This is a genomic window from Frankia sp. BMG5.23 (assembly GCF_000685765.2).
GTDB lineage: Bacteria > Actinomycetota > Actinomycetes > Frankiales > Frankiaceae > Frankia > Frankia casuarinae.
Genome location: NZ_JDWE01000003.1, coordinates 90,042 through 109,429, shown reverse-complemented (window position 1 = coordinate 109,429; position 19,388 = coordinate 90,042). Strand labels below are relative to the sequence as shown.

Below are 19,388 nucleotides of genomic sequence, written 5' to 3'. Positions count from 1 at the left end.
GGATTCAGTGTTACTCTCCGTGAGAGAACGCGCACGATGGTCGGATGGTTTCCGGTTCCTTGTCGGCGATGCCGGATCAGGGGGAGCGCGGATGCCCCGCGGCGGAGGGGCCCTGGCCGGTGGGCTCCGGACTCGTGCCGGCCGCCGGGCCCGAGCCGGTGACCGCCTTCGAGCCGGTGGTGGCATCCGGCGCGCCGGCGGTCCGCGGCCGTTTCGGCGGCAGGTGCGACGGATACGGCGCGAGGGGTGGAGCCGGCCGCTGTCCCGTCGATGGCGACCGTCCCCTGGACGAGGACGGAGGCTGAGCGGGGGCCCCGCCGGCGGAGCGGGTGGCCGGACCGCCGGTGACAAGGACCCCGATGCAGCAGGCCAGGGCTGCCACGGCGAGGACGCACACCGCGCCGGCAAGCCACGTCAGGGCGCCCTGCGGCCATGGGGCCCACGCCACCATCGCGTCCCACGCGTCGCTGAGGTCGCCGCCCGTGGGTCGCCAGAAGTGCGGAAACACCATCGAGATCGCCCAGGCCTGCAGGGTGGTCGCGCCGGCCAGGAAGAGCAGCGGCATGATCCGGGAGAGATAACGGCCGGTCGCCGCCGCACCCATCCCGACCCCGATCGCCAGCGACGCCAGGCCCGCGTACAGGTAGCGGCCGGAGATCCCGCTGACGTGGAAGTACCTGTCGAAGTTCTTCGCGGACTGCAGGGTCATCAGGCCGAACAGCGCCCAGGTGGGCCAGAGCAGGAACAGCAGGTCCACCCGGATGCGTCCGGTCCGGGCCCGGATGAGGGCGAGGGCGAAGAAGACGATGACGACGGCGGTGCCCGTGCGCACCGGGACCGTCGTCAGGTTGACCTCGAACCATCCGAAGGATCCCCACCAGCGCAGGATCGTCCCGTTGATCAGCAGCTCGGTGTAGGCACCCCAGTCGTCGCCCAGATACTGGCCGAGCGGGAATCCCGGCGTCTCCGGTTGGAAGGTGCCGTAGCGGACGATGTTGACGATCCACCACCAGCCGCCGAGCGCGATCGCCAGCGCGCCGCCAAGCAGCAGCTGGCGCCAGGGCACGCGAAGCGCGGAGGCGGGTGGTCCCGCGGGTCCGGCCTCGGCGAGCAGGAAGGGCTCCGTCCCGGTGGGGTGAGGGCCCGTTGTGCGGGGGCCGGTTGTGCGGGGGCCGGCGGGGTAAGGGGTGGCCGGGTAAGGGGCGATGGCGGCTGGTCCGGTTACTGCCACGGCGACCGCTGGTCCCCGCGCCCACGCAGCCCGGGCGTCGCGTCGGGCCCGGCCCCAGGCGACGAGGTAGGCCAGCGCCGCCATGGGAACCAGCGTGATCGCCAGTGACTTCGTCATCAGGGCGAGGCCGACGAAGACCCCCGTCCAGGTCGCGGTGCGCAGGGAGGTGTCCCCGCGCAGCACGTAGACGATCGAGACCGTGGCCAGGCCGCTGGTCAGAACCAGCAGGTTGTCGTTGTTGACGCTGGATCCGATGTGGGTGAGCTGGGGGATCCCGAGCGGTACCAGGGCGGCACAGATCCCCGCCACCCGGCTGCCACCGCTGAGCCGGTTCGCCCCGGCCCAGGCGAGCAACGGCAACGGCGCGACCATTGCCACGCTGATCAGGCGCAGGATCCCGATGATCTCGTCCCAGCGCAGGTGGTCGCCACCGCCGGGGACGGCCTTGAGAATCATGGCGTCAACCCAGTAGTACAGCGGGGGATGCTGCACGAGCTGCTGGATGCTACCCTCCGGCGCCGGCGTCCGGTCCAACTCCTCCCAGCTGGGACGATCGTGGCGGGGGACGGCGTCGGCCGCGGTGAACGGGCCGGCGGACAGGTCGCGGGGCCGCTCCTCGGATCCGTAGGGGGCAGCCATGATCGCCCCCACGCCGCCCTGCGTCACGATCGCATGGCCCGGATGCGGCCAGCCCTTGCCCTCGACGAGCCGCATCACAGCGTCCACGTGGTTTGGTTCGTCGGGCGCATGGTATTGCGGCATCATCACCGACCAGCCGGCCAGCAGCGCGGTGAAGAGCAGGGTGATCACCCAGATGGCCGCGGGGATGGTGCGGAGAATCCCCCACGGCCGGAAGCGCGTCCCCATCGGGAACACGTCTCCGCCGGCCTCGGCGTCGGCGCGGGCCGTTGCGGTCGAATCCACAGAGTCACCCACGAGTGGCAGAGTCCCATCGGACGAAGGTGGAGTCATGCTACGGACCCCCGATTCCCCGTCGACATCATGGGTGCCCTTCTCCCGTCAGCCCTGGTCGCGCACGGTGGTGAGGGTGCTCCCGGGCGGGTGTCCAGACCGTTGTCGCGGTGTTCCCGGACCGTCAGTGTTCCCGGACCATCAACGTCGCAGCCCGCAACCATCATCCTGACCGCCCGAGGGCCGGTTCACCGTCATTGAATCGGGAGGTCGATACGGATGTCCTCGGCTATCCGGCTGCGAAGTCCGCCGGATAGCAGGACCTGTCGGATAGCAGGATCTGTCGGATTTCGGCGAGGCGAAGATTCCGGTTTAGGCGTGGCCGCGGAGGTGTCCGCGTGGCACGCGGACAGCCGAGGCCGCCTTTGACGTCCGACTGCCCCCGACGTCCGGCTTCCCACCCTGGCGTCCGAGGTCCGAGGTCCGGCGTCCGGAGCGCGTGATCCGGACGCCGGATCAGCGCCAGGAGTCGATGTGGCCGACGATCTTCGCGGGGGATCCGGCGGCGACGGCTTTGGGCGGCACGTCCCGGGTCACCACCGAGCCCGCGGCGACGACGGCGCTCTCGCCGATCGTCACGCCCTTGAGCACGATGGCCCCCGCGCCGATCCAGGCCCGGTCCTCCAGCACGATCGGTCCGCTCATCGGCTGCTCCACGCCGTCGACGACCATCGGGTGAAAGTCGTTGTCGAGTAGCTGGGTGTCCCACGAGACGTTGCAGCAGGCGCCGATCGAGACGCGTTCGCGCACGAGGATCTTGGCGAACCCGTTGATGTTCGCCCCGGGGCCGAGTTCCAGCACGCCCGAGTCGACGACGATCCGCACGCCCCGCTGCAGCGACACGACACCTTCGCAGCGCAGGCGGCCCTCGGGATGCACCCGGATGATCGAGGTATCGCGTCGGGTCGACAGCCCGAACGCGCCGAGCCCCACCCGCAGCGCCGCGCCCTCGGCGAACTCGATGCGCTCCCGGCCTTCGATCACGGTGGGGGAACCGGTCCAGATCGGTTGCCTGTATGCGAGCGGGTAACGCAGCCCGGCCACGAACGAGCGGGCCGAGGTCTCCTGCGCCGCCCGCAGCGAACGAACGTGCCGCACATACTCCCGCAGATCACTTTTGAACGCACCCACGGAGCAACAGTAGGCGCTGCCCAGGTGGCCGGACCGCCCGGCTGTCGGCTCGCCGGGTCGGGCGTGCCACCCTAGAGTCGTGCGCGAGCCCTCGACGGAGCGTGCACCACCGCCACGGACCGGCGATCGGAGCGGGAACGACGACGTCGGACCGCCAGGACGCCGGCCCGGGACGCCGCTGGGCCGGAACGACGACCGGGAGCCACACCGACGTGAGTGTCAGCGCCATCCACCGACCTGAACATCCGCAGGCCGGCACCCCAGTGCAGGCGGCTTCCGGGGACGGCGTCGCCGCCGTCGGTCCGGACGCCCCCTACGTGACCATCGTGCTGCCCTGCTACAACGAGCAGGACCATGTGCTGCTCGAACTCGAGCGCATCACCGCCGCGATGGACGCGAGCGGTTACTCCTACGAGGTCCTGGCGATCGACGACAAGTCGACCGACAACACGCTCGCGGTGCTGCGCGAGGTGGCCCCGCGGTTTCCGCGCATGCGGGTGATGCCGTTCCGCCGCAACGGTGGTTCCGGCACGGCCCGCCGGATCGGGACCCAGGAGGCCCGCGGCAAGATCGTCGTCTGGACCGACGCGGACATGACGTACCCGAACGAGCGCATCCCGGAGTTCGTCCGTTACCTGGACGACAACCTCGACGTCGACCAGGTCGTCGGGGCGCGCCGCACCGAGGAGGGCACTCACAAGTGGGCCCGGGTGCCGGCGAAATGGTTCATCCGGATGATCGCCCAGCGGCTGTCCGGCATGAAGATTCCCGACCTCAACTCCGGGCTTCGCGCCTTCCGCCGGGACGTCTCCCTGCCCTATCTGCGGCTGCTGCCCCCCGGTTTCTCCTGCGTCACCACGATCACGATGTCCTTCCTGTCGAACCAGCATCCGGTGGATTACATCCCGATCGATTACGCAAAACGGTCCGGAACGTCGAAGTTCCATCCCTTCCGGGACGCGCGGCGTTACATCCTTCAGGTGCTGCGGATGGTGATGTACTTCGATCCGATCAAGGTTCTCATGCCGGTCGCCCTGTGGATCATGGGCTTGGGTTTCGTCAAGCTGATCGTGGACCTGATCCGCTACGACTTCCATGTGGCGACGTCAACGCTGCTGGCGATTCTGGTCGGCTTCCAGATCGTCGTGCTGGCGTTGATCGGCGATCTGGTGGCCCGCTCGCGCAGCGACACCTGACCGGCGTGCGCATCGCGATCGTCGGTCCGACCCATCCCTACAAGGGGGGGATCGCGCAGCACACCACCGAGCTCGCGCACCGGCTGTCGGCGCGGGGCCACGAGGTGGCGGTCGAGTCCTGGTCGGCGCAGTACCCCGCGCGGCTCTATCCCGGCGTGCAGCGCGTCACCGAGCCCGAGATGGAGCCGTTCGAGGTCACCCGCTACCCGTTGTCGTGGCGCCGGCCGGACGGATGGATCCGGCTCGGCAGGCGCCTGCGGCGGCAGGCCGACGCGGTGATCCTGGTCGTCGTCACTCCCGTGCAGGCCCCGGCGTACCTGGGCGTCCTCGGCGCACTGCGGGCCCGGGGGCCGCGCGGCCGGGGCACGGCTTCCGGGCGAGCGGGTTCCGGGGGTGCGGACCCCGGGGGTGCGGGTCCCACGGTCGTCGCGCTCTGCCACAACGTCCTGCCACACGAGCGCCGGGCCGTGGACGAACCGCTGACCAGTGCGGTGCTGCGCCGGTCGTCGGCTGTTCTCGTCCACACGCCGGCCCAGGCGGAGCTCGCCGCGCGCCTCACCCCTGCTCCGGTCCTGGTGGCCGAGATGGCCACGCACCTGTGGTCCTCGGCTCTGTCGTCCTCGCCGCCCGGGCCGGTGGCCGGCCGCGGTGGGCCATCCGCCGACGTCACCCGGCGCAACCTGCTGTTCTTCGGGCTGGTGCGGCCGTACAAGGGACTGGACGTCCTGCTGCGGGCGTTGGCCCGCGGGCCGGCGGACGTCCGTCTCACCGTCGCCGGCGAGTTCTGGGGCGGGACGGGGGAGATCGCCCGGCTGGTCGAGGAGCTCGGCCTGGCCACCCGGGTGGACCTGCGGTCGGGCTATGTCGACGCGGCGGAGGTGCCCGCGCTGTTCGCTGGTGCCGACGCCCTGGTGCTTCCCTACCGGGCCGGAACGGCGTCGCAGAACGTCGGTCTCGCGCACCTGCACGGCGTGCCGGTCGTGGCGACCACGGTGGGAACGCTCGCCACCACGGTCCGCGATGGGGTGGACGGTCTACTCGTGCCGCCCGACGACGCGGAGGCGCTGGCGGTGGCGCTGCGGCGGCTCTACGAGCCCGGCGTGCTCGCCGGTTTGCGCTCGAAGGTCATACCGCCGGACGTTGACGGGGCGTGGGAGCGTTACCTTGATGTGACGTTGGGCGCGCTTGGGCGCACATGAGCCGTGGCGCATACGCGAGTCACGGCCCATCCATGGGTCACGGCCCATCCATGGGTCACGGCCCACGGGTGAATCGTGGACTCGGAAGGCGGAGTGGAATGAGCAAGGCGGACCGGATCGGCGGGGCTGACTGGACGGGCGGGGCCGACCTGTGAGCCCGGTGCGGGACGACGCCCTCGCCTTCGTGGGCCATCAGGTACATGTCATGCGCCGCCGGGAGGTCGGCACCCTGCTGTCGTGGGCGGGAGAACTGGCCGGGCGCACCCTGCTCGATGTGGCCGGCGGTGACGGCTACTGGGCCGGCCAGGCCGTCCGTCGCGGGGCTCGGGCGGTGTGCCTCGACCTCGCCCGGCACAAGCTGCAGTTCGGTCGCCGGCTGCGCGGGCATCCCGGGCTCGTCGAGGGGGACGCCTTGGCGCTGCCGTTCGCCGCGGCCACGTTCGACGTCGTCATGTCGGTCTGCGCCATCGAGCACTTCGACGATGGTCCGGCCGCGCTTGCCGAGATGGCGCGGGTGCTGCGTCCGGGTGGCGACCTGGTGATGTCCGCCGACGCCCTCACCCGGGCGGCGTCCTGGCCGGACCTGTTCGACCGGCACCGCGAGCGCTACCACGTCAGGCACACCTATTCCGGCGACCATCTCGCCAAGCTGCTCGATGATGTCGGGCTTGAGGTCATCCGGCAGACGTACATGTTCCGCAGCGAACGCGCCGAGCGGCTCTACCTGACTTTGTCCGCCAAGGGCGGCAGGACGGGATGGAACGCCGCGGCCGTGCTCTCGCCGGCCGTCGCCCTGTCGGACCGGCGGGCTCCCGACACCGCGGGCAGCGTCGTACTCACCCACGCCCGCAGACGGGAGGGCTGAACGATGGCGCCCGCCGGCCGGTCGGCAGGCCCGGGCCCCGGCCGTGAACCGCGCCGGCAGCCGGAGCACGACCCGCGGACGGGCCCGCCGGCGCCCCCCACCTCCCTGCGCAACCAGCGCATCCTCGCCGCCGTCCTGACAGTGCTGCTGTTCGGGCTGATCGTGGCCGGGACGGGTGCCGGGTTCGCGCTCTTCGGCCATCGGGGCTGGGGATACCTGGTCGGCGGGATCTCCTGCGTCGTGATGGTACTCGCGGCTCTGCGCGCCCGCGGCCGCTGACCCGCTGACCCGCCGGCCCGCTGACCCGCCGGCCCCGGCTGTCCGGGGACCGGGCCGGCTGTCCGGGGACGGAGGAGGCAGGGGCAGACTGTGACCCGTGCGTGTGGGTTTCCTTGTCGAGCAGCTGCTCGCGCCGGTTCCCGGCGGGACCGGGCGCTACTCCGCCGAACTCGCGGCGGCGCTCGCCCGCACCGCCGCTCCCGAGGATCGGGTGACCGGGTGGTGTGCCGGGCGCCGAGAGGTCGGTCCGGCCGTGCTGCCCGGCGTCCTCGGTCCGTTCCGGCTCGGTCTGCCTCGCCGCGCACTCGCCGTGGCCTGGGCGCGTGGCGTGGGTCCGGCTCCGACGGGGGTAGACGTCATTCACGCTCCGACCCTGCTGGTGCCACCCGCGGGTGGCACCCGGGGGTTCGTGACCGGTTCGGTGGCGGACGCCCTGCGCGGCCTCGACGACCGGACCGGGTCCCGGCGCGGGCAACGGTCCGGTGGCTCCCGGCGTTCTCCTGGTTATCGGCGTTCTCCTGGTTATCGGTGCTCCCCTGGTTATGTGGACTCATATCCACCTTCCGGACTTTCCGGCGCGCCGCCCCGTCCGTCGCTGGCTTCCTGGGCCTCCGGAACCGTCGCGCCGGCCCTGGGCGATGCCCTGGACCGGCGCCGGCCGCGCCCGAAGCTCGTCGTGACGATCCACGACGCCGTTCCCTGGACGCATCCCGAGACCCTGACCCCGCACGGGGTCCGGTGGCACCGGCTGATGGGCGAACGGGCCGCACGCCACGCCGACGCGATCGTCGTGCCGACGCTCGCGGTGGCGGCCGAGATCGCCCGGCATCTGCCGATCCCCGAAGATCGCCTGCACGCGATCGGGGAGGGAGTCGCCGACGCGGTGGTCCGGGTTCCGCCCGATGCCGACGCCCGCGCCGCGCGGATGGGGCTACCCCCTCCGGGGCGTTATCTACTCACCCTCGCCACGCTCGAACCCCGTAAGGGCCTCGACACCGCGCTCGCGGCGCTGCGACGACCGGACGATCCGGGCCTGCCGTTGGTCCACGTCGGCGCGACCGGCTGGGGTGGGCTGGACGTGCGCGCGGCGGCGGCCAGGCACGGTCTGGGCGCGGACCGGGTGCGCACCCTTGGGCGGCTCAGTGACGAGGATCTCGCCGTGGTCCTGTCCCGTGCGGGCGTATTGCTCGCGCCGAGCCGGTCGGAGGGCTTCGGGCTGCCGGTCGTCGAGGCGATGGCGCACGGTGTGCCGGTCATCGTCTCGGATGCCCCCGCGCTGGTCGAGGTCGGCGGGGACGCCGCCGTGGTGGTCGGGGTGGACGACCCGGCCGCGCTGGGCGCCGCGGTGGCGAAGGTCATGGGCGATCCGGACCTGCGGGGGCGGCTGTCGGAGTCTGGACGTCTCCGTGCCCGGTCATTTACCTGGAAAGGGGCAGCACTGGCGACGTGGGCGCTCTACCGTCGAGTCAGCGGTTCCCCCGCCGTGTCCGTCGCCGACGACGGGCGGGCGTAGTGTTGCCCCCGTTGAGAAGCAAGCGGTCACCGTGAAGCAAGCGACCACCCCGTCGCGGGTGGCGCGTCAGGGAGGGAGCGCCGTGGGACCCCGGGTGCTCGTCGACGCCACTTCGGTCCCGGCCGACCGTGGTGGCGTAGGGCGTTATGTCGACGGGTTGGTCGCGGCGCTGGGCGCGACCGGCGCGGACATGGCGCTCGTCTGCCAACGGTCGGATGAGGAACGCTACAGCCGGATGGCCCCACACGCCACCGTTCTGTCCGGGCCGGCGGCCATCGCCCACCGGCCCGCGCGGTTGGCCTGGGAACAGACCGGGCTGCCACTGGTCGCCGAACAGGTGAATGCCGATGTCATCCATTCACCGCACTACACGATGCCGTTGCGGGCGCACCAGCCCGTGTGCGTGACGATTCACGATGTCACCTTCTTCACCGAGCCCGACATGCACACCGCGGTGAAGGGCACGTTCTTCCGGTCCGCGATGCGCACCGCGGTGCGCCGGGCGGCCCGGATCATCGTCCCCTCGAAGGCCACCCGGGACGAGTTGGTGCGGGTGCTCGACGGGGAGTCGACGACCACCGACGTCGCCTACCACGGCGTCGACACGTCGACCTTCCATCCGCCGACCGAGGAGGACAAGCGGCGGGTGCGCCGCCGGCTCGGGCTCGGCGACTCGCGCTACGTCGCGTTCCTCGGGATGCTGGAGCCGCGCAAGAACGTGCCGAACCTCATCCGGGGCTGGGCCGAGGCGGTGCACTGGCGGGACGAGCCGCCCGCGCTCGTCCTGGCCGGCGGCTCCGGCTGGGACGACGACGTCGATGCCGCCGTCGCCTCGGTGCCGAGCCACCTGCGGGTGATCCGGCCGGGTTATCTGCGCTTCTCCGACCTGCCGGGCTATCTGGGAGGTTCGTCACTGGTGGCGTATCCCTCGCACGGTGAGGGCTTCGGGCTGCCGGTGCTGGAGGCGATGGCCTGCGGCGCCCCGGTTCTCACCACGCCGCGTCTGTCGCTGCCGGAAGTCGGCGGCGACGCCGTCGCCTACACTCAGCCGGACGCCGGCTCGATCGCCCGGGAGATGGGCGCCCTGCTCGATGACGCCGAGCGGCGCAGGCAACTCGGTGAGGCCGGTCTCGCCCGGGCCCGGGAGTTCACCTGGGCGGCCAGCGCCGAGGCGCATCTCGCGAGCTACGCGCGGGCGGTCGCCGAGCACTGAGGCGCCCGTCGGCCCGGCCCCGGGGCAAGGACCGCCGCAAAGGGCGCGCTACGGTCTCCTCGGTGCACAAGGTGCCGTGCGTCGTCACGGGAATGTGTCGGGCGACCGGTGGTGGGCGAGAACGGGCGGGCGAGACATGGGTGTGGATCCGGAGATCCGGGTCGTCGTCGTGACCTTCCGGTCCGGGGAGGTGATCGGAGCCTTCCTCGACTCGCTGGCGAAGGCGACCACGCGGCCCTACGAGGTCGTCGTGGTGGACAACTCGCCGCACCTCGACGAGGGCACGGCGGCGGCCGCCGAGCGGGCCGAGGTGCGCTTGGTGCGCCCGGGTCGCAACCTCGGCTACGGCACCGCGGTCAACCGTGGTGCCGCCGGAGCCCGCGGGCCCTGGCTGGTGATCTCCAATGCCGACATCTCCTTCGCGCCCGGTGCGGTCGACGAACTGCTTGCCGCGGCCGACCGCTGGCCGGGGGGCGGGGCCTTCGGCCCGGGGATCATCAATCCGGACGGGGCGCTCTACCCCTCGGCCCGGGACCTGCCCTCGCTCGGCCGCGGGGTGGGGCACGCCTTGTTCGGCTGGTGTTGGCCGACGAACCCGTGGACGGCCTCCTATCGGCGGGAGCGGGGTCTCCCCCAGGAGATGACCGCCGGCTGGTTGTCCGGTTCCTGCCAGCTGCTGCGCCGGGAGGCGTTCGAGGCGGTCGGCGGGTTCGACGAGTCCTACTTCATGTTCATGGAGGATGTCGACCTCGGCCGCCGCATCGGCGAGGCGTCCTGGCAGTCGGTGTACGTGCCGTCCGCGGTGGTCGAGCATCTCGGCGGACACTCGACGAAGCGGTCGTCACGGCGGATGGTGCTGGCTCATCACCGCAGCATGTTCCGCTACCTGTCCTGGCAGTACCCCGGCAACGCGCGCGCGCCGCTGCGGCTGCTGCTCGGGGTCGGTCTCGTGGTTCGGCTGCTGCTCGCGCTGATCTTCGCCCGGGACAGCGCGGGGGCGAAGGCGACCCGTTCTGCGGATCTGCTTCCCCGGGGTGGTGCCGCGCGGGGCGCCTGAGCGGACCGCGGCCGGCCGATGGCCGGCAGGCGAGTTGCTGGTAGTCATGGATGTCCTGGATGTCCGAGATATTTGGAATATCCGGGCGGCTTGGTGAACCCCGGTCCGACACAACGTGTCGAAACCATGGCATGCCGTTCGTCGTATGGTCCTGACCCCGATCCGTTTTCAGCGTCCACCGCGTGTTCTGCGACACTGACGCCCCATGGACGCAGTGATGCTTGTCGGCGGTCAGGGGACCCGCCTGCGACCGCTCACGATGTCGGCGCCGAAGCCGATGTTGCCGGTCGCGGGGGTGCCGGTCACCGCGCACATGCTGGCTCGCGCGCGAGACGCGGGAATCGACCGGGTGGTGCTCGCCACCTCGTACCGGGCGGAGGTCTTCGAGGAGTACTTCGGGGACGGCTCGGCGCACGGACTCCAGCTGGAGTACGTCACCGAGACCGAGCCGATGGGCACGGGCGGTGCGATCCGCAACGTGGCCGAGCGGCTCCACGGGGGACCGGGCGATCCGGTCGTGATCTTCAACGGTGACATCCTCGCCGGTCTGGACATCCAGGCCCTCGTCGCGCGGCACACGGGGACCGGCGCGGCGGTCACCCTGCATCTGACCCGGGTGGTGGACCCGCGTGCCTTCGGGGTCGTGCCCGTCGACGACGATGGTCGCGTCACCGCCTTCCTGGAGAAGACCCCGGACCCGCCCACCAATCTGATCAACGCCGGGTGCTACGTGTTCCGGCGGTCCGTCATCGACACGATCCCGACGGGACGACCGGTCTCGGTCGAGCGGGAGACCTTCCCGGGACTGCTGGCCGCCGGCACGGCGGTCATGGGTTACCCGGATGACACCTACTGGCTCGACCTCGGAACTCCCGCGGCGTTCGTGCAGGGCAGTCGCGACCTGGTGACCGGCCGGATGGCGTCGCCGGCGCTGCCGGGGCCGGTCGGGGACTGCCTGGTGCTGCCCGGTGCCGTCGTGGCCGCCGACGCCAAGATCGGTGGCGGGGCGACCGTCGGGGCCGGCGCGTGGGTCGGCGCGGGTGCCGCGATCGACGGTGCGGTGCTGTTCGACGGTGCGGTTGTCGAGGCCGGGGCGGTCGTGCGGGACAGCGTGATCGGTCGGGACGCGGTGATCGGCTCCGGTGTCGCGCTCGACGGGGTGGTCATCGGCGACGGGGTACGGATCGAGCGAGGCAACGAACTACGGTCCGGGGCGCGCGTGTTCCCCGGAGTCGTCCTCTCGGCGGGCGCTGTGCGATTCAGCTCGGACCGCACCTGAGCGCAGCCGACCGGTTGCGGGTGGCGGCGGACCACTGGTAGCGCCGCCGCGTTTCCTCACGACGCGGCGGCTGCGGTCCGTCCGTGCGGAGATCTCGCGGACATCCACGGACGGGGAACAAAAACCGTCCGCTGAATGCGGCGATTCCGCGCCGTGGCCGAGGACAATCGCACTCATGAGGTTCAGCGTGGAACGCGACGCGTTCGCCGACGCGACCGGCTGGGCCGCTCGGCATCTGCCCAACCGGCCGGGCCCGGCCCGGAACGTCCTGACCGGCATCCTGCTCGCCGCGGGCCATGGCTCCCCGGCGTCTCCCGGTTCCGCGGCGGTTCCCCTGCCGTCGGGCTCCGCGGCGTCTCCCGGTTCCGCGGCGCCCCTGGGGGCGGCCACGGCCTCGGTCCTGACGATCTGCGCGTACGACACGGAGGTGGCGGTGCGGGCTCCGGTCGCGGCCTCGGTGGACGAACCGGGGCGGGTGCTGGTGCCCGGCCGGCTCCTCACGGACATCGTGCGCAGCCTGCCCGCGACGACGGTCGACGTCGTGGTCGACGGTGACCGGCTGGTCCTGCGCTGCGGCAGCGTCCGTTTCACCGTGCCGCTGATGGACCCGGGTGAGTACCCGCAGCTCCCTAGCTTTCCCGGACCGATCGGCGAGGTGGACACGCTTGGGTTCGCGTCCGCGGTCGGTCAGGTCGCCCCGGCGGCCGGCCGGGACGAGACCATGCCCGTGCTCACCGCGGTCCGGATGGAGATCTCCGGGCGTGGGCTGGCCCTCGTCGCCACCGACCGGTACCGGCTCGCGGTACGCGGCATACCCTGGCAGCCGACAGTCGACGATCCGTGGGCGCTCGCGCACGTGCCTGCCAAGGTTCTCGCCGAGGTGGCCCGCACGCCGACGTCGGCCTCCCGCATCGTGATTGGTCTGGACCTCGACGATCCGTCCGGCGCCCGGCTCGGCCTCGCCGCCGGCGGCCGGCAGACCATCGTCCGGCTCATCGAAGGGACGTTTCCCAACTACCGCAAGCTCCTGCCCGAGGCGGCCGCGCTCGTCGTCACCGCGCAGACCGCGGCGCTCGCCGCGGCGGTCCGTCGGGTGGCCGTCGTCGCCACCCGCACCGGGCCGCTGCGGTTCACTTTCACCCACAACCAGGTCGTCGCCGAGGCCGGGGACGGTGGTGGCGCACAGGCCAGCGAGACGATTCCGGTCGAGTACGCAGGTCCCGAGCTCTCGGTGCTGTTCAATCCGTCCTACCTGCTGGACGGGCTCGGTGCCGTCGAGGACGATCAGGCGACGATCGGGTTCGTTGACGACGATCCGGTCGAGGCCGCCGCGAAACCCGCGGTGCTCACCGGCAAGGACAGCGGCCGCGGCGCTGTCGACGAGGGCGCCTACCGCTACCTACTGATGCCGATCCGCCACGGCGGGGGCTGAGCCGAGGGCCAGGACCGTTCCTCCTGATCGTCTGGTTCGGCGGTCCAGGGTATGGATCCGGGGTGATGAGCCGGCCCGGCCGCGGCCCTGACGAGGACCGGACAGCCTTGTACCCGGATAGCCGGAGACAGGCCACAGATACGCCGAAGAAACACCGTGGGAAATTCGTCCCGCGGCCTCCGCGCGACCCCGCTCGGGTTACCGATGCGGAGAGAACCCGACATCTCCCGTTCGGGATCCGGCCCCTCCTGTTTCCCCGGTTCTTACCTCTGGTGCACTGACGATGTCCGGTGGAGGCTCTAACCTGATCTGGCTCCACGGTAAGAACTCGTTGTTACTTTTCTGGTTCCTCGGGAGGCCTGCCGTGTCCGTTCTCGCCGGTGTCCGGCGTTCACGTCTCGTGTTGACCGCGTTTGCCGTCGGTCTGATCGTCGCCGTGCTCGTATCCTGGAATATCGCGCCCGCGCGGGCGGCGGCGCTGCCCAGCCCTGACCATGTCGTCGTGGTGGTGTTCGAGAACCATTCCTACTCGCAGATCATCGGTAGTTCCAGCGCCCCTTACATCAACAATACACTGAAAAGTGGTGGCGCCAACCTCACCGCGTCGTACGGCCTGACCCACCCGAGCCAGCCCAACTATCTCGCCCTCTTCTCCGGAGGTACCCAGGGCATCACCAACGACAACTGCTACACGCCGGGGTTCAGTAGCGCCGCCAATCTCGGCTCCGAGCTGATCGCCGCCGGTCGCACCTGGGGAAGCTACAACGAGGGCCTGCCCGCCGAGGGCTCGACGGTGTGCACCAACAGCAGCACCAAGTATGCGCGCAAGCACAATCCATGGTTCGCCTTCAGTAACGTGCCGCTGAACACCGCCCACACCTTCGCCCAGTTCCCGAGCAACTACTCCACGCTGCCCAAGGTCTCGTTCGTCATCCCGAACCTGTGCAACGACATGCACGACTGCTCGGTCTCCACCGGTGACACGTGGCTGAAGAGCAATCTCAGCGCCTACGCGACCTGGGCCCAGACCCACAACAGTCTGCTCATCGTGACCTTCGACGAGGACAACGGCTCCAGCGGCAATCACATCACCACGGTGCTCTACGGAGCGCACGTCACCCCCGGAAGCAGCTCGTCGACGACCTACAACCACTACAACGTGCTACGTACCCTGGAGGACCTGAGTGGACTGACCACCCACGCGGGTAACGCCGGAAGCGCATCGGACATCACCGGTATCTGGAGCTAGCACCGGTATCTGGAGCTAGCCGGGCGGGCCGTGCCCGGGACGGTGCTCGTCCTGGGCGGCCCGCCTCGTCACCGACATCTCCGCCCCGGCCGAGAGGGTTAGGGTGCCGGGGCCGGGGTGGTGGGCGACAGTGACATGGTGCCCGCGCCGGGGATCGGGGAGGCGGCCGCGCCCGGATCCACCAGGGGGCCGTCCGCCGTCACGTTCAGGGTGCCGCCCGCCGCGCCGGACTCCGGCGCGGTCGGTGAGTCCCAGGTGGCCCCGGCGGCGTCCGGGTTCGCATGCTTGGTGACGAAATCCTTGATTACGTCCGCGGAGACCGTCGAGCAGCGCTGGGTGCGGTCCCAGGCGGTCAGGACGAAGTGCTTGTTGTCGACGAAGGTGCTCCGGGGCCAGGGCACACCGATGAACCGCGGCCCGGCGTCCGCCGCGAGCTTGCGCAGCTTGTCGACCTGATCCGTCGGCAGGCTCTTGTCGTACCAGCCGATCACGAAGCCGTGTTCGAGGTTGTGTACGGCCCGTTCCACCGAGATGCCCGAGTTCGGGTTGTAGAAGGGAATGCCGTCGGGCAGGGGGTCGGGGTTGTGGTTACCCGAGGATGGCGGTGACGCCTCGTACGTGACCGCCGTGCTGACGTGCGTCGAGCCGCGGAACGGGTCGTTCGCCGTGCCGGTGCACCCGGCCGCGGTGGCGGCCGCCGAGGCCGGCGCGACGTAGCCGACCTTGCGGGCCTCGTTCTTCGATCTGCTGTCCGCGACGCTGTAGATGATGATGCCGACGAGGAGCGCGACGGCGACGAGCCCCGACGTCCCGTAGATGAGCAGCGCGCGGCGGCGTTCCCTGCGCTTCTGTTCACGGCGCAACTGCTCGAGCCGGGTGTTGCGTTCGACGCTCTTCTTACCCACGGCAACTGATCCTACGAAGTGTTGAACCACGTCGTCCGGGCAGGATGGATCCGACCCGCCGAACACCACCGGACACGCCCTGTTCCGCCACGCCGCACCGTGACCGTGGCGTCCCGGATCATCCCGGAGCCGGGCCACCCGGAAGAGGTCGGCCACGAGGTCAGCGGTGGAGGACGAACGCCGCGGTATCGCGGTCCGGTCGGGCGGGTGCGGGCGCGGCGGCGTGCCCGACCCCGACCGCGCCCATCGGTGTCCAATCGGCCGGCAGGTCGAGCACCCGGGTGACCACCTCCGGGCAGAACAGCGTCGACGACACCCAGCACGACCCCAGACCCTCCGTGGCCAGGGCGACGAGCAGGTTCTGCACCCCGGCCCCGACGGAGACGGTGAACATCCGCTCCTCGGCGGCGGCGCGGCGGGCGTCCGGATAGGGATGCGCGCCGTCGAGGACCATGATCGGAACGATCAGCAGCGGGGCACGCCGCAGCACCTCGCCGCGCCGAAGCCGACGCTCGACGGCCGCCTCGTCGAACCCGTCGCGTCGTAGATCGTCCGCCCAGGCTTCGGCCATCGCGTCGAGCAGCGCGGCGTGCCGCTCGGTCACGATCACGAAACGCCATGGTGTGGTGTGGTGCGGGGCCGGGGCGGTGAGTGCGGCCGCGATCGCCCGGTCGACCGCGGCCGGGTCGACCGGGGCGTCGGAGAAGTCCCGCACGGTGCGCCGGTCGCGCAGCGCCGCCCGGCGCGCCTCGAGGGTGCCGAGGCGGAACATGTCCTCACCAGCGGGACGCAGCAGTGCCCGCCCGCCGGCGCCGTCGTCGGGCAGCCGGCCGTAGCCGCGGACGACTGCCACCGGTGTGGCGCCCAGCTTGCCCTTGACGAGGTCGGCGGCCGCGGCGAGCTCGTCGGCCTCGGCCACCTCGGTCATCCCCAGCTCGTTGCCGTAGCCGTCGAGGTCGCCGACGTGGCTGCGCAGCGCCGCCATGCCGGCCACCCCGACGGCCATGTCGGTCAGGCCGCGCCGCCACGGCCGTCCGGCGGTATCGGTGACGATGACGGCGACATCCACGCCGAGCACGGTGGCCAGGCCCGACCGCAGCCGCCTGGCGCTGGCGTCCGGATCCACCGGGAGCAGGGCGAGGGAGTCCTTGGCGATGTTCGACGCGTCGACCCCCGCGCTGGCGAGGACGAAACCGTGGTGCGTCTCGACGATCCGGGTCGGGCCGCGCCGGGCGACCTCGCGTACCGATTCACTGTCGATCATGGCCTGTCTGGCTTCCTCGCGGTCGCCGGACACCGTGACGAGCCGTCCCTCGGCCTTCGAAACAATCTTTGAGGTGACCGCGACGACATCGCCGTCGGCGAGTGTCGGGCCGTGCGTCCGGACGGCCGAGGCCACCAGGACGGCGAGATCGTCGCCGGGACGGACCTCGCCGATGCCGGTGAGCGGGAACACGCGCAGCGCCCGTTCCGCGCTGCGCTCAGACACCGGCGAGCTCCAGAGCCGCCCGGACGATCGCCACCGTGGCCTTCAGATCGGTCATCAACAGGGGTGTCGCGGCCACGGTCGCGCCGGGAACGGTCGCGCCGGCGTCGGCGGTGTCGACGAGCCAGCCGTCGAGCAGGCCGTCCGCCGTCCCGTCTCCCGGGCGCGGGGCCGTCCCGTGCCCGGTCGTGGCGGGCGCGGTGGCCGGCTCGGCGGTGCGCCCCCGGCCGCCGTAATGCACGCCTACCGCCTGGGCGGAGGTCTCGACGCCGATGGCGGCCAGGCAGGCGTCCGCCATCCCGCGCACGGCCGCGCCGCCGATGATCGGCGACACCCCGACCACCGGCGCCGCGGTCTCGTGCACGGCCGAGCGGATCCCGGGAACGGCGAGGATGGTGCCGATCGAGACGACCGGATTCGACGGGGGGAGCAGTACGACGTCCGCGTCGGCGATGGCGGCCAGGACGCCGGGCGCGGGCCTGGCCTTTTCCGCGTTTACCGGGATGATCGCCTGTGCCGGCACGGCGGCACGCAGCCGCAGCCACCATTCCTGGAAGTGCACCGCGCGCTGGCCGTCGGCGTCCGAGATCACCACGTGGGTCTCGACCCGCTCGTCCGACATCGGCAGCAGCCGTACCCCCGGCTTCCACCGCTCACACAGCGCCCGGACCACGTCCGAGAGGGAGTAGCCGGCGTCGAGCATCCGGGTGCGCACCAGGTGGGTGGCGAGGTCGCGGTCGCCGAGTCCGAACCAGGCCGGCCCGACGCCGTAGGCGGCGAGTTCCTCGGCCACGACGAACGACTCGCCCTCGCGCCCCCAGCCCCGTTCGGCCGAGATCCCGCCGCCCAGGGTGTACATGACGGTGTCGAGATCGGGGCAGATGCGCAGTCCGTGCAACGTGATGTCGTCGCCGGTGTTGCCGATTACCGTCACGTCGGCCTCCGGCAGCGCCGCGAGCACGCCGCGCAGGAACCGGGCGCCACCGATCCCGCCAGCCAGGGCTGTAACTCTCACACCGACCAATCCTGGCACCGCGCCCCGACGGATGGGGCACCGGTGGGCGGTGGTGGATCTCCCGGCCGGGGTGATAGCGGCCACCGCCGGGCCACGGACGGATTTCTCCGGACCGGGGCGGGCGCGCCGGTCGTGTTCCTGACCGAGCCTCGGTCGGGGTTCCTAACCGAGCCTCGGTCGGGCGAACAACGGCGTCATCCATCCGTGGAACTCCGGCTTCGCCGGTATCGGCGTGTCCGTGCAGAAGGCCGAGAGCAGAAAGTGCACGAGATGGCTGGTCGGCCGGGAGGGTGCAGGGTTGGCGAGCCCGCCCTCGATGGTGGCGACCACCGCGTCCGCCGCGAGCTCCCGATCGGGTTCGGGCACGAAGTCGTGCACCGCGGCGAGCGCGAGCCCGTGCAGCCAGTCGTGCAGCCGCTCGTGGTACTCCATGACCGGCGCGGCGTGCGGGGCGCGTTCGGCGACACAGGGATGCAGCGTGCGGCGCCGCTCGACCGAGTCCAGGGCAAGGAAGAGCTTCGCCGCCGGGTCTCCGGGTAACGCGGCGATCCGGTCGACCTCAACGTCGAGCAGTCGGTTCAGCACCGCCGCGAAGGCGTGGTCCTTCGACCGAAAATACCAGTAGACGGAGCCCGGTTCGATGCCGGCGGAACGGGCGATCTCCGCGATGGACGTCCCGGCGAACCCGCGGGCCAGGAACTGCTCCTCGGCGACGGTGAGCAACGCATCGATCCGTTCCTCGCGGGGAACCTCCTGGCGGTTGCGTGGCACCTGATCAGCGTAACGACTCCCATGGTGGGGCAGGAGAAAATCGATGCCCAGTAGTGGTAGCCCCCGTGCGGTACGCCGGCGCACGCCGGCGCCGTCCCGACGCCGGCATGATCGGAATCGTGTCCCGGTGTCGGTGGGTGCACTCCGGCCGGGCTCGGGTAGCGGGGTCCGGTGGACGTCTCGGGCGGATGTGTCCTGCTCACCGTCTTTCTCTTGATTCCGATTAGAGAGAGCTGTGAGAGTGAATCCCAGCTCTCTACGTTGCTGGAAGGACCGTCATGTCCGATATCAGAACCACCAAGAGCCTCGAAGCCCTGTCTGCCTCCCTTAATCGCGCGCTTGCTGGGGTCCGCGCCCCCCAGGTCGTGGCCGCCCGCCGGGCCCAGATGCGACAGACCACCGGTACGACGCCGGACGGGTCCGACGTCGCCGGCGCCGGCCGGCGAGCCGACCGGACGCAGGCTCTGGTCGAGACGCTGGCCTCGCGCCGGCGGACGAATATGTTGATCGGCACGCTCGACCGGCTGCGCAGACCCGCCACCGGGTGGCGTGCGGCCGGCCGCGTGACCCCCTGACTCCGGGCCGACCGGGTTTC

17 protein-coding genes are annotated in these 19,388 nt (G+C 71.3%); 11 read left to right on the top strand and 6 right to left on the bottom strand.

Features of this window, described 5'->3' with window-relative positions; genetic code table 11:
• Nucleotides 1-76: 76 nt before the first annotated feature.
• Nucleotides 77-2,155: a DUF2142 domain-containing protein gene (locus BMG523DRAFT_RS02350; protein WP_235462814.1), complete on the bottom strand. Its 2,079-nt coding sequence runs from the start codon at nt 2,153-2,155 to the stop codon at nt 77-79.
• A 504-nt stretch (nt 2,156-2,659) separates the two neighbouring features.
• Entirely contained in the window at nt 2,660-3,334 is a 675-nt protein-coding gene (locus BMG523DRAFT_RS02345; RefSeq protein WP_011435182.1) for a DapH/DapD/GlmU-related protein, read from the bottom strand.
• A 263-nt stretch (nt 3,335-3,597) separates the two neighbouring features.
• On the opposite strand from BMG523DRAFT_RS02345, the gene BMG523DRAFT_RS02340 reads away from it, so the two are divergent.
• The 10 genes from BMG523DRAFT_RS02340 (at nt 3,598) to BMG523DRAFT_RS02295 (ending at nt 14,616) form a co-directional block, all read left to right on the top strand.
• Nucleotides 3,598-4,530 carry a glycosyltransferase family 2 protein gene (locus BMG523DRAFT_RS02340; protein ID WP_049761042.1) on the top strand — a complete coding sequence of 311 codons (933 nt, stop codon included), beginning with the start codon at nt 3,598-3,600 and terminating at the stop codon, nt 4,528-4,530.
• Between the two features lie 5 nt (nt 4,531-4,535).
• On the top strand, nt 4,536-5,729 hold the full coding sequence (locus tag BMG523DRAFT_RS02335) for a glycosyltransferase family 4 protein (RefSeq protein ID WP_011435184.1): 1,194 nt from the start codon (nt 4,536-4,538) through the stop codon (nt 5,727-5,729).
• A 151-nt stretch (nt 5,730-5,880) separates the two neighbouring features.
• A complete protein-coding gene (locus tag BMG523DRAFT_RS02330; protein ID WP_011435185.1) occupies nt 5,881-6,594 on the top strand; it encodes a class I SAM-dependent methyltransferase in 714 nt (237 codons plus the stop codon).
• A gap of 3 nt (nt 6,595-6,597) precedes the next feature.
• A complete protein-coding gene (locus BMG523DRAFT_RS02325; protein ID WP_011435186.1) occupies nt 6,598-6,873 on the top strand; it encodes a hypothetical protein in 276 nt (91 codons plus the stop codon).
• A 97-nt stretch (nt 6,874-6,970) separates the two neighbouring features.
• Nucleotides 6,971-8,386, top strand: coding sequence for a glycosyltransferase family 1 protein (locus BMG523DRAFT_RS02320; RefSeq protein ID WP_011435187.1), 1,416 nt, complete (start codon nt 6,971-6,973; stop codon nt 8,384-8,386).
• An 82-nt stretch (nt 8,387-8,468) separates the two neighbouring features.
• The gene (locus BMG523DRAFT_RS02315; protein ID WP_011435188.1) at nt 8,469-9,599 is read left to right on the top strand and encodes a glycosyltransferase family 1 protein; all 1,131 of its coding nucleotides are present in this window, start codon (nt 8,469-8,471) and stop codon (nt 9,597-9,599) included.
• A gap of 136 nt (nt 9,600-9,735) precedes the next feature.
• A complete protein-coding gene (locus BMG523DRAFT_RS02310; protein ID WP_023839899.1) occupies nt 9,736-10,656 on the top strand; it encodes a glycosyltransferase family 2 protein in 921 nt (306 codons plus the stop codon).
• 205 nt (nt 10,657-10,861) lie between these two features.
• Nucleotides 10,862-11,935, top strand: a complete 1,074-nt coding sequence (locus BMG523DRAFT_RS02305; protein WP_011435190.1) for a sugar phosphate nucleotidyltransferase — start codon at nt 10,862-10,864, stop codon at nt 11,933-11,935.
• A gap of 175 nt (nt 11,936-12,110) precedes the next feature.
• A complete protein-coding gene (dnaN, locus tag BMG523DRAFT_RS02300; RefSeq protein WP_035730754.1) occupies nt 12,111-13,367 on the top strand; it encodes a DNA polymerase III subunit beta in 1,257 nt (418 codons plus the stop codon).
• 424 nt (nt 13,368-13,791) lie between these two features.
• Nucleotides 13,792-14,616 carry an alkaline phosphatase family protein gene (locus tag BMG523DRAFT_RS02295; RefSeq protein WP_349256652.1) on the top strand — a complete coding sequence of 275 codons (825 nt, stop codon included), beginning with the start codon at nt 13,792-13,794 and terminating at the stop codon, nt 14,614-14,616.
• A 98-nt stretch (nt 14,617-14,714) separates the two neighbouring features.
• Here the strand turns inward: BMG523DRAFT_RS02295 and BMG523DRAFT_RS02290 are convergent, their stop codons facing one another.
• The 4 genes from BMG523DRAFT_RS02290 to BMG523DRAFT_RS02275 all read right to left on the bottom strand — a co-directional run bounded on the left by BMG523DRAFT_RS02290 (nt 14,715) and on the right by BMG523DRAFT_RS02275 (nt 18,793).
• Nucleotides 14,715-15,521 (bottom strand): DUF3105 domain-containing protein, encoded by an 807-nt coding sequence (locus BMG523DRAFT_RS02290; protein WP_023839903.1) that lies wholly within the window; start codon nt 15,519-15,521, stop codon nt 14,715-14,717.
• A 160-nt stretch (nt 15,522-15,681) separates the two neighbouring features.
• Entirely contained in the window at nt 15,682-17,010 is a 1,329-nt protein-coding gene (locus BMG523DRAFT_RS02285; protein WP_011435194.1) for a coenzyme F420-0:L-glutamate ligase, read from the bottom strand.
• On the bottom strand, nt 17,003-18,022 hold the full coding sequence (cofD, locus tag BMG523DRAFT_RS02280) for a 2-phospho-L-lactate transferase (RefSeq protein ID WP_023839904.1): 1,020 nt from the start codon (nt 18,020-18,022) through the stop codon (nt 17,003-17,005). The genes BMG523DRAFT_RS02285 and cofD overlap by 8 nt, the downstream gene beginning before the upstream one ends.
• 162 nt (nt 18,023-18,184) lie before the next feature.
• On the bottom strand, nt 18,185-18,793 hold the full coding sequence (locus tag BMG523DRAFT_RS02275; protein ID WP_035940905.1) for a TetR/AcrR family transcriptional regulator: 609 nt from the start codon (nt 18,791-18,793) through the stop codon (nt 18,185-18,187).
• Between the two features lie 278 nt (nt 18,794-19,071).
• On the opposite strand from BMG523DRAFT_RS02275, the gene BMG523DRAFT_RS02270 reads away from it, so the two are divergent.
• The gene (locus BMG523DRAFT_RS02270) at nt 19,072-19,368 is read left to right on the top strand and encodes a hypothetical protein (protein WP_011435197.1); all 297 of its coding nucleotides are present in this window, start codon (nt 19,072-19,074) and stop codon (nt 19,366-19,368) included.
• Nucleotides 19,369-19,388: the final 20 nt, after the last annotated feature.